The sequence below is a fragment of the Acinetobacter legionensis genome (assembly GCF_048552295.1).
GTDB lineage: Bacteria > Pseudomonadota > Gammaproteobacteria > Pseudomonadales > Moraxellaceae > Acinetobacter.
This window is the reverse complement of the sequence record NZ_JBIMCW010000003.1, coordinates 263,481-274,837: the sequence shown is the minus strand read 5'-3', so window position 1 is coordinate 274,837 and position 11,357 is coordinate 263,481. Positions and strand designations below refer to the sequence as shown.

At 35.7% G+C, this 11,357-nt stretch carries 8 protein-coding genes and 1 tRNA gene; 5 read left to right on the top strand and 4 right to left on the bottom strand.

Annotated features, from left to right (window positions below; translation table 11 throughout):
- Positions 1-61 precede the first annotated feature (61 nt).
- Positions 62-844: a sensor domain-containing diguanylate cyclase gene (locus ACG916_RS04350; protein ID WP_419330052.1), complete on the bottom strand. Its 783-nt coding sequence runs from the start codon at positions 842-844 to the stop codon at positions 62-64.
- A gap of 257 nt (positions 845-1,101) precedes the next feature.
- Complete coding sequence (gene prpF, locus ACG916_RS04345; protein ID WP_419327594.1) at positions 1,102-2,289, bottom strand: 2-methylaconitate cis-trans isomerase PrpF; 1,188 nt, start codon at positions 2,287-2,289, stop codon at positions 1,102-1,104.
- A 317-nt stretch (positions 2,290-2,606) separates the two neighbouring features.
- Between prpF and ACG916_RS04340 the strand changes: the two genes are divergently transcribed.
- The 3 genes from ACG916_RS04340 to ACG916_RS04330 all read left to right on the top strand — a co-directional run bounded on the left by ACG916_RS04340 (position 2,607) and on the right by ACG916_RS04330 (position 6,018).
- Positions 2,607-3,977 carry an amino acid permease gene (locus ACG916_RS04340; RefSeq protein WP_336952831.1) on the top strand — a complete coding sequence of 457 codons (1,371 nt, stop codon included), beginning with the start codon at positions 2,607-2,609 and terminating at the stop codon, positions 3,975-3,977.
- Between the two features lie 72 nt (positions 3,978-4,049).
- Positions 4,050-4,122, top strand: a tRNA-Arg gene (locus ACG916_RS04335).
- Between the two features lie 408 nt (positions 4,123-4,530).
- Positions 4,531-6,018, top strand: a complete 1,488-nt coding sequence (locus ACG916_RS04330) for a long-chain fatty acid transporter (protein WP_336952833.1) — start codon at positions 4,531-4,533, stop codon at positions 6,016-6,018.
- 62 nt (positions 6,019-6,080) lie between these two features.
- On the opposite strand, the gene ACG916_RS04325 is transcribed toward ACG916_RS04330, so the two are convergent.
- Complete coding sequence (locus ACG916_RS04325; protein WP_336952987.1) at positions 6,081-6,695, bottom strand: carbonic anhydrase; 615 nt, start codon at positions 6,693-6,695, stop codon at positions 6,081-6,083.
- 322 nt (positions 6,696-7,017) lie between these two features.
- Here ACG916_RS04325 and ACG916_RS04320 point away from each other — a divergent pair, with 322 nt between their 5' ends.
- A complete protein-coding gene (locus ACG916_RS04320) occupies positions 7,018-8,064 on the top strand; it encodes an alpha/beta fold hydrolase (RefSeq protein WP_336952835.1) in 1,047 nt (348 codons plus the stop codon).
- Positions 8,061-9,071, top strand: coding sequence for a hypothetical protein (locus tag ACG916_RS04315; protein WP_419327593.1), 1,011 nt, complete (start codon positions 8,061-8,063; stop codon positions 9,069-9,071). Before ACG916_RS04320 ends, ACG916_RS04315 begins: the two co-directional genes overlap by 4 nt.
- Before the next feature lie 47 nt (positions 9,072-9,118).
- Here ACG916_RS04315 and ACG916_RS04310 read toward each other — a convergent pair whose 3' ends face one another.
- Positions 9,119-11,152 carry a ligand-gated channel protein gene (locus tag ACG916_RS04310; protein WP_419327592.1) on the bottom strand — a complete coding sequence of 678 codons (2,034 nt, stop codon included), beginning with the start codon at positions 11,150-11,152 and terminating at the stop codon, positions 9,119-9,121.
- Between the last annotated feature and the right edge of the window lie 205 nt (positions 11,153-11,357).

The following is an 11,357-nucleotide window of genomic DNA, read 5'->3' as shown; positions in this document are numbered from 1 at the left end:
CGTGCCATAAAATACTCCATATATTGATGTTTATAACATCATTTGGGGAGCAAAATATCACTTATAAGTGTTGTTCAAATTTCCTGATCCACCTCTTTACAACAGCCCACTCTGTTAGGTGTTCAATCACAATAATAAAACTTGCTGAATTTAAGCGAAAAATTTCGGCTTCTTCAGTTTGAGCAATCGCTTCATTTAATACAGAACCTAACTGTATTAAGACCTCATCACCTGCCGTATAACTATTCAATTGATTAAATCGCTTGAAGTTATCTAAATCAATTTTCAGGAATGATAGATACGTTTCATGGCTTTTTTGCCAAACTCTGTTTAAATAATGCTCAAAAGCAAAAGCATTTTGTAAACCTGTGACAAAGTCTAAATAGAGATGATCATGCAATTTTTTATTATTTTGCAAAAGTACATTTTCACGACGCTTCAAACGCGTTATATCTGAGCAAACCACCACAACTCGTTCAATCTCATCATATTGATTACGTATTGCTTTAAAATAAGAAAGATAAAATTTTCCTTTTACATAGAATTCTTGTTCAAAATAGTTATTTTTCTTTGCAAAATAACGCATTGCTTCATGAAAATGTGTATAGACTACAGTTGAAAATGTATTCAGTAACTTGTCAAATAGATAAAGTGCGTCACTTTCATAAATATCTGCAAACTTTTGATTTACCCCCAAAAATCGTGCTTCTTGATCAAATAATGCAATAGGCAAAGGAATTTGTGAAATAAAAGAAACCAGATGTAATTTATCGATGTCTTGTAAATATTCAAAAACTTTGATGTCTTCAAGGCTATCTCGTAGTTTTTTAGACTCTTGTTCCATACGCCACCTCGAAGCCAATAAATTTTAATCTATTGAAATCAGCATTTAATGTATTAATTTTTTACAACAGCAAATAATCAAAATTGCTATCTCATAAAGTAAGTATGATAAAATACTGCAAACATTTTGCCACACACAATACAAAATTAGTACTTTTATTGATATAAATCACAAAAAAATAAACCTTGCGAGCGCAAGGTTATTAAAATTTCAACGTAAAAATTACTTAAGTAGAAATTAGAACGTATATAAATCTATCAAAAACTATCTGCTGGCACCCGAACCCAGCCCTCCATCAATACACGTGCACTACGACTCATCATTGCTTTCTTGACAACCCATTGCCCTTTTTCGTTCAAAGCCTGTGCCCCTACACGAAGTGTTCCAGATGGATGTCCAAAGCGTACCGCCTCACGCTCACCACCTCCTGCGGCTAAATTCACTAAGGTATTTGGAATTGCTGCTGCCGTACCAATTGCGACTGCAGCTGTTCCCATCATGGCATGATGTAATTTACCCATTGATAATGCACGTACCAATAAATCTGTGTCCGTTTCACTCACTTGTTTACCACTCGAAGAGGTATAGCTTTTAGCTTTGGATACAAATGCAACTTTAGGAGTATGCTGACGATTTATCGCCTCACTGATGTCTTTGATTAAACCCATTTTTACAGCACCATACGCACGGATTTTTTCAAAACGTGCTAATGCAGCGACATCACTATTGATATCTTCTTGTAGTTCAGTTCCGTTGTAGCCAATCTCTTCAGCATTTAAGAAAATTGTAGGAATACCCGCATTGATCAAAGTTGCTTTAAATGTACCAATTTCAGGCACATCTAAGTTGTCAACGACATTACCTGTAGGGAACATGGCTCCACCATCTTCACCATCATCGGCGGGATCTAAAAATTCAATTTGAACTTCTGCAGCAGGGAAAGTGACACCATCCAATTCAAAATCACCCGTCTCTTGAACTAGACCCTGTGTAATAGGAACATGAGCAATAATTGTCTTATGAATATTGGCTTGCCAAATCCGAACCGTACAAATGCCATTCTCTGGAATGCGATCAGTAGCAACAAGACCATTACTAATTGCAAATGAACCAACAGCTGCAGTTAAATTACCGCAATTACCACTCCAATCTACAAACGCTTTATCAATAGACACTTGCCCAAAAAGATAGTCAACATCATGATTAGGTTGCGAACTTTTAGCCAAAATAACTGTTTTACTGGTACTTGAGGTTGCCCCACCCATCCCATCAATTTGCTTTCCATAAGGATCTGGACTACCTATGACTCTAAGTAATAACTGATCACGTGATTGCCCTGCTATTTGTGCACGTTCAGGTAAGTCATCAAGCTTAAAAAAGACACCTTTACTAGTACCACCACGCATATAGGTTGCTGGGATTTTGATTTGTGGTGCAGAACTCATTTTTTCGTATTCCTTTAAATTCTCTTTGTTGTATCAAATAATGAATCATCATTCAGTTTTATAGTACCCTTTTTGGAATGAAAATACTGATAAATTAACTCAAATATTCAATAAATCTTGGCACAAAGATTAAAAGTTAAACAGTTTAAATATGGTTTGAAAATTATTACTTATGATTATTTTATTGAAAATTAACAAAAAAATTAAAAATCCTATTTTTTGACTTCATAGTTCCTTCCCATACATCCATCGTATACTAGGCTAAAAGTAACCAATCTATTACAATAATTAAATTCGCATAAATAGAGTTGTACACATTGAGCAACGAGTCTACACAATTACAGCGTGGACTTAAGAATCGTCATATCCAATTGATTGCCATGGGTGGCGCAATTGGTACAGGATTGTTCTTAGGTTCAGCACATGTGATCGAAAAAGCTGGGCCATCCATTATTTTGGGATATGCCATTGGTGGTTTGATCGTTTTTTTAATTATGCGTCAGCTTGGAGAAATGATTGTACATGAACCAGTAGCTGGTTCTTTTAGCCATTTCGCCAATAAATATTGGGGTAAATTTCCTGGGTTTTTAACAGGTTGGAACTATTGGATGCTTTACGTCCTAGTTGCAATGACTGAATTAACTGCTGTTGGCAAATACATCAATTATTGGTGGCCTGAAATTCCCAATTGGATATCTGTACTGTTCTTCTTTGTTGTGATTACACTGGTAAATCTAGGAAATGTAAAGTTTTACGGTGAATCAGAATTTTGGTTATCCATTATTAAAGTCACTGCGATTGTTGCAATGATTGTGTTTGGTATCTATTTAGTTCTGACCGCAGATGTAAGTTCAGGTATTGCTTTTTCAAACTTATGGTCACATGGCGGTTTTTTTCCAAATGGATTTGACGGCTTATTTTATATGCTGGCTTTCCTTATGTTTGGTTTTGGTGGTATTGAATTAGTTGGTATGGCTGCTGCCGAAGCCAAAGACCCAGAAAAAACGATTCCTAAAGCAATTAATCAAGTCGTTCCTCGTATTCTCATCTTCTACGTAGGCTCAATGATTATTCTTTTGTCTTTAGTTCCATGGAACCAATTGAATTTTGGTGGTTTAGATAAAAGCCCATTCGTTATGGTCTTTAGTATGATTGGGATTGCATGGGCAGCTCATCTGGTTAACTTTATTATCTTAACTGCGGCACTATCTGTTTATAACAGTGGTATGTATGCCAATAGCCGTATGCTTTATGGTTTAGCAAAACAAGGCAATGCACCTAAAATCTTTACTAAAACCAATAAACATGGTGTTCCAATTCCATCGGTATTACTTTCTGCATTTTTAATTTTGGGTTGTGTACCTTTAAATTATTATTTACCAGAAGATGCCTTAAGTCATTTGATGTATGTGGTCGTTGGTGCTTTAGTTTTAAACTGGCTTATGATTACACTCACCCATTTGAAGTTTAAGCGCGCTCTACGTTTGACCAATCAAACCAGTAAATACCCCGCACTCTGGGCACCTGTTAGTAATTTCGTTGTAATTATTTTTATTGGTATCGTTTTATATATCATGTGGGATCAAGGATTTAAAGAGTCAGTATTGATGATTCCCGTATGGATTACACTGATGTTAGTCTTGTTTGATATTTTAAATCCAAATGAAATAAAGACTGAAGAAAAATAAATCCAACGCAAAGCTATTATTTAGATAATAGCTTTTTTTTCATATGTATATACGGTAAATTATTGACTTATTGTGCCCTTAGCTTAACTGGATAGAGCAGTTGCCTCCTAAGTGACAGACGTGGGTTCAAGTCCCGCAGGGCGCACTATTGAAAAAGCAAGAAGTGAAGGTCTCTTTTTTATAAAAATTTAATATAAAGCGATTTATATAACCTGATAAATTTATATTTCACTCCAATTAATTGTTTAAATTTCACTCAATCCATCAATTACTTAAATATCTAAATTTTATTGTTTTATATCTATAAATTTGTAATATCCCTCTAAATAATCACATCTTTATATATTTTTCTATATTCTCGCAAATCAAAAAAAACTACATAGTTCATTTTTTTTTTACTAATTCACCCTCTAGAGTATTTACTCTTATTTTTTATATGCTATTTTGTAAATAGAAGTAACTTTGAGTTGATTATTTAAGTATCAAAATTATTTCTCATTCAAAACTTAAGTACTTCAAAGTATTCATTTTATTATATTAGGGAAAAATTAAAATGAAATTAAAAAATTTATCAATCGCGATAATTGCTGCAAGTTTGCCAATGACTGGTGTTTTTGCCGCAGCAATGGATCGCTCAGGCCAATCTATTTCGGCATTCCTTCAACCTAATAATTATTTTGAAGCTGGTATTTCAGTTTTAGACCCGACTGTTGAAGGCCGAGAAGCTGGCGATACACCTAAACCATATCGTGAAATTGATGATATGGGTGGGGATTATTACTTTCCATCTGCCGCTATTAAATTACAACTCACTGATCAAGTATCATTCGGTCTATTGTATGACCAACCATTTGGCGCGGATGCAAAATACTCTGGTGAAAATGCATTTGTCTCTTCTAATGGCGATACGGTATTACCTCAAGATAGATTGACAGCGCTTCGTGCTAGTACTATTGCTAAAAATGTAAATTCACAAGTTGTTGACCGAGCAACACAGCAAGCAATTGCGATGACTGGTTCTCCAACACCACCTCAAGCTGTAATTGATCAAATTGCAACGCAAATTCGAGGAAATGCAAATGCAATGGCTTTGATCACAACAGGCGTAACACAAGCTGTAGATAAAGGTATTGCAGGGGCTAATAGTACACTGGGTAAAGGCAGTACTGAAGTTAAAGTTGACACCCAAAATATTTCAATGATTTTTGGTTTTCAACCTATAGCTAACTTGAACTTCTTTGGTGGTGGTGTATACCAAACCATTAAAGGAAATGTAAGCCTTCGTGGTCAAGCATATAGTTTATACAATGGCTATGATGCTAACATCAAAGAAACTGGCGGTGTAGGTTGGTTAGCAGGTGCTGCTTATCAAATTCCAGATATTGCCTTAAAAGCATCGGTAACTTACCGCTCTGAAATCGATCATGATGTCAATATTAATGAATCGATTCCTACGCTTGGAGCATTAGCATTACTCGGTGATAGCGGAGCTGCTGCTGCACAAGCAATTGCCGCTTCAAATGGTAAAACGACAATTACGACACCACAGTCGGTCAACATTGATTTACAATCAGGGATCATGGCAAATACAGTTGCATTTGCAAATCTTCGTTGGGTGAACTGGAAAGACTTTTCAATCCGCCCATTAAAGTTTGGTCAAGTTTCTGAAGCAGTTGGTCCAATTGTTGGTCGTCCAAACGGATTTAACCTCGTTGAATATTCTGATGATCAATATACAGTGACAGCTGGTCTCGGTCGTAAAATTAATGACCAATGGGCAGGTAATGTCTCAGTGGGTTGGGACTCAGGTGCTGGTAACCCAGTTTCAACTTTAGGCCCAACAGAAGGTTATTGGAATGTAGGTTTAGGTGTTCAATATAGCCCTACACCTGCGACTTTCATTGCTGGTGGTGTTAAATACTTCTGGTTAGGCGATGCTAAAGCACAAACGGGTGCTCAAGCAGGTAGTGATGCCTATGTTGCAGAATTTAAAGATAACAATGCAATCGCTTATGGTTTAAAAATGGGTTATAGATTCTAAGAATCTATACTGATAAAAAATCCCACTCTAAGTGGGATTTTTTATCTTAGAAATTTAAATTTTTAAAAATCATAAAAAGAAACTTCACCTGTTTCTAGAGAATATTCAGCACCAACGACTTTCAATTTACCTTTTGCAATTAAGTTTTCTAAAACAGCTGAACCATGGCGCAATTGATTAACAGAGGCAAAAACATTTGATTTCACTGCATGCATAGATAACTTTTCTAAATCATCTTTCAATTCAGTTTGCATTAAAATTTCAACTGACGGACGTACACGATTCACAATTGACATGAGATTTGCAGAAGGAGGTGTGTTGGGATTCTTAAGTGCTTCAATCGTTGAATGAATCGCACCACAATGGCTATGCCCTAAAACAACAACCAATGGACAACCAAAACTATCTGCGGCAAATTCCACACTCCCCACTTGCGATGGCGCAACAATATTACCTGCAACACGAATCACAAATAAATCGCCAAAACCTTGGTCAAAAACCATTTCTGCTGGGACACGTGAATCCGAACAGCCTAAAATAATTGCAAATGGCTCTTGATTGTCCATCATTTCAGATCGTTGCTGATGCGTCAAAAATTTAGTCAGATTTGTTTCACCATGTGCAAAACGTTCATTACCCTGTTTTAATCGTTCTAAAGCTTCTTGAGCGGTTAGCATGTCTTCGTTCCATTGTGTGGAGATTTGCATTATTTTAATGCCGTAAAATTTGAAAGTCACTGACTAAAAATAAACTCTGTTACAATTTTTGTTATGCATGGTTTATCTACCAAAACTTAAACAATATGTGGACATAACTCACATTTTCAATAAAATTATTTAACCAAACTACAAAATAATCTTTATATTAGTTGAGTTAGAAGCTTAAAGTATGGCAAAAAACTTACAAATAAGACTTTCTCGGCAAATGTTGAAAAAATTATGATCATGAATAATATTTTTACTTTATATAATGCCTAGTCTTTTACTCGGAACCCTATGCATGTCTGAACTGTCCCATAAAAAAACTCTTCATTTTTTAAACAGCATATTGTTAAGTTTGACTGCGATCGGTGTATTGTTTTTAACTAGCCACAATGCAACCGCTAGTACACCAGAATATGTGGATTATTTAAAAATTGTACAAGAAGAACGTGCTTGGGCAGGCTTAAGTTCTAAAACATTGCGTGTAGGTGATGTTATTTGGTCTTATAGTGAAGGTGGGTCTAAAGATAAACCTACTGTTTTACTGATTCATGGCTTAGCCAGCAGCCGTGATACATGGAATGATATTGCGCAGTCATTAACCCCTTATTATCATGTCATTATTCCAGACTTACCTTCTGCTGGAACTACCCAAGTCCCAGCCAATTTTGATTTATCTGTGCCGAATGTAACAGAGCAACTTAGACGCTTTATTGAAGCCGCACATATTCAAGATAATTTAAATATTGCAGGACACTCATTGGGTGGAACCATTGCAATGTTTTATGCTTCGCAGTACCCTTTTGATACTAAAAGCTTATTCTTGATGAGTACTGGCGGTATTTTTAAGTCGACAAACACCAATTATCTAAGAAATCCTATCTATCTAAAACAGTTATTGATCACCCAAAAAGGCGATTTGGATTTTGTAATGAAAAAGGTGATGTTTAATCCACCTTTTACTGCCCGTGTAATTAAAGATGAACAAGAAAAGTTATTTATTGCTAAATCTCAAGACACTGCCAAAATTATCAATCAAATTGATGCCCTCAATCGACTATATACCCCTGCAACCTTTACCACAATGTTAAAAAACATTGAGGCACCCACCATGATTCTTTGGGGTGAACAAGATCAGATTGTAAATGCAGATGTTGCAAATGAATTAAAGTCGGTATTAAAACGTGCTGAAACACCGATTATTCTAAAACATGTTGGACACATGCCCCTACTCGAAGCACCTGAACGAGTTGCAGATCAGTATTTAAGCTTTTTAAATAAGGTACAGCCCTTGCAAAATCCATTGTCTGATCAAACACATGGACAAATTGAGCTCAAAAAATGAAAAATCAACTTATTGAACAATTGATCGAAGCCCAACTTGGCTTTTTAGACCAAGAGTTTTCACAGATAGATACGATTAAAATTGAGTTTACTGAATTTTATCACTGGTTTAGAAAACAGCCTTTAAAACAAATTTGGTCTTTTGCACAAATCCATGATTTATTGTTAAAGCAAATTTTAGCAACGCCTGCAAATAACTTTCTCATTGAGCAAATCGCTGAACATATTCGTTTTGCATTGATTCATCCAAGTAACGATGAAACCTTAATTGAAGATATTATTCCAGTCACCACAATTGATAAAATTGCCCAATATGTCGCAAGTAAATCACGTCATCGTCAAGCCTTGATCAAACGTGTTGTCAATAATCCAGCCTTTTCAAGTATGTTAACCCAACTGATTCATCACTCTATCCAAGATTATATTGATAATTCGGTCATGAATAAAAAAGTCCCGGGGGTGGGACGTTTTATGAAGATGGGGAAATCAGTTTTAGAATCGGTTACCGACACTAATTTAGATGATACGGTTAAGCATTATCTGCAAAAAAATATTATTAAAATTAGCCAGTTGAGTGAACAAGTCATTAATCAACAATTTGATGACAATAAACTTTATCATTTTCAAGCCAATTTATGGCATAAAATTAAAAAAGTACCGATTGCTGTATTGCGTAATTATGTTGAAATTAACGACTTACCTAAAACTGTGGGTATGGGGCATGAGATATGGGAACATATTCGCCAAACAGATTATTTAAAGAAACAAGTACATGATGGTGTACTGACTTGGTATATACGTAATGAAGAGCGACCTTTTGATTTAATTTTAAGTGATATCAACATTGATGAAGCATTGATTCAAAATCAATTACAACAGTTACTTGAACCTGTTATTCAACAGATGCTTGCTTCTCAACACTTAAAAAGTCGTGCACGGATCTATTTGGAAAAATTTTATTATTCCGATGAAACTTTAAAGATTCTAAATATTGAAAAAGGCGTATAAAGCGCCTTTTTCATAACTAAACAGATTTAATGCAATTTAATCTAGCTTTAGAACTTATAAATTAAACCCAAATTGTAACGGCGGCCATCCAGTACATAATTATAAGTCGCTGTATCTATGCTTTTATCAAATAAGTTATAAATACCAGCATTAAACTGTAAGGCATTAGAAGGTTTATAGTTTAGACCAACATCAATCATTGCATACGCTGGTCTACCATCCCCCATAGATGTGCGACTTAAATAGTCAGAAGTTTTACTTCTTACATTTAAGCGGCTCCACATCCCAACTTGATCATTTGTTTGCCAATCTAATGTGGTATTAAACATATGTTTCGGCATTTCATTTAATGGCTTACCTTTAAATGCACCACTCTTTTGTTCGGTATCTGTAAATGTATAATTTGTTGCCCAACGAACATCTGGCGTGATTGCCCAACCCAGAGTTGCCTCTATACCACGCATATTTGCTTTATCGACATTAATACGTTGACTGATAAAGTCAAAGTTTTGACCTAACCAAGAACATCCCATAGTTCCAGAGTCTCCTTGACAGGTACGAATTTCAGTAATTTTATCTTTAAATTCACTATTAAATACGGTAAAACCTGCATCTAAATTGTCATTATTATCCCAGTTAATTGATGCTTCATAATTAATACTTGTTTCTGGTTTTAAATCTGGATTACCTACAATCATACCACTCGACTGACCACCACCTGTTGCTTGTCCCCACCCTGCAACAGTGGCACGTAAGGCCGGAGTTTTATAACCTGTTGATACCCCACCTTTGACAATCCAATTATCATTTAAGGTCCAAACACCATAGACTTTCGGGCTAAAATGATCACCAAAATTTTCATCTTTGTCATAGCGTAATGAAGCCGTTACCGTGAATGGCTCTACAATATTCCACGCATCCTCAGCAAATAATGCCCAGCTATAGCGGTCTAAATTGGTTAATTTTGAGCCACCAATGACTAACTGATTGCCAAAATCCTCAAGCTCTTCTTTTAAATAACTTCCCCCAAAGCTTAAAGCATGGGAACCCAGATTGATTTGGTTCAAAGTATTAAATGTTGTATTGATTGCTTCCATGCTACGTGATGGATTTTCATTTTCCTCACGTTGAATATAAGAATGTGTCTTTAAATCGCCAATTTCACCACGATGAGTCAAACTATATTCGGTACGATAATAATCTGTATATGAGTCTGTTGGGAGCTTACCATTTCGCCCTGGTACATTTGCAATTGTTTTACCTACAGTTTGATCACGGTTTTGAATTGATCGCTGATATTCGAGGTCAATGGTATGCTCAGTACTTGGCGTCAAACTCAGTGTTGCGCCACCTGCACGTATACGTTGCTTATTATAGCCACCAATGATGTCATCTTCATTGCGTTGTGAGAATGTTCCATTCGCCTTTAAACCAAGTAAATTACGGATTAAAGGACCAGAAACATACAGATTTGCTTGATGGATATCCCCAGAATCTCTATTTTCTTGTAGTGTCGTATCTAACTTAACCGAACTTGTCCAAGTATCTGCGACTTTTTTGGTAATAATATTAATCACACCGCCCATGGCATCTGAACCATATAAACCAGACATCGGGCCACGGATCACTTCAATACGTTCAATACTTTCAATACTGGGCATCCAACCTTGCTCAATACCCGAGTTATCACTATTTGGTCGAACTGAACGTGTATTGACCTTTTTACCATCAATCAAAAAAACCGTATAAGCACTTCCCATACCACGAATACTGATATCACTTGAACTGCCACCACCTGTTACGACAACCCCAGGAACGTCTTTGAGTGCATCAGTTATATCTCTATACGCTTTTTTATTAATGTCTTCTTGAGTCAATACAGAAATAGATGCGGCAGCTTGTTTCACCTCTTGCTCAAAACCACTTGCTGTCACAACAATTGTTTCTAATTTAGTTGACTCTGTAGACTGAGAATTAGTTTTATTAGAAGGTTCTTGTGAATCTGCTGCATAGGCAGTACCCATCATAACGGTGATAATGGAGAGAGATAACGCAGATTGGATGATACGGTTAGTAGACATAAGGTATTCCAAAGAGGCTCAGCAATGAATAGACAATGAAGATTTAGATACAATGTGTAATAAAACACCACAGCATTATAAACAATATTAATAACTATTCTCATTTTTATTAACTATTCGGTTATTATTTGGACGTTTATGAGTATATCTTTAAGTTTTTATTCTATTTTTTAAGATTCATTTAAGCTTATCAATATTTAAAAAT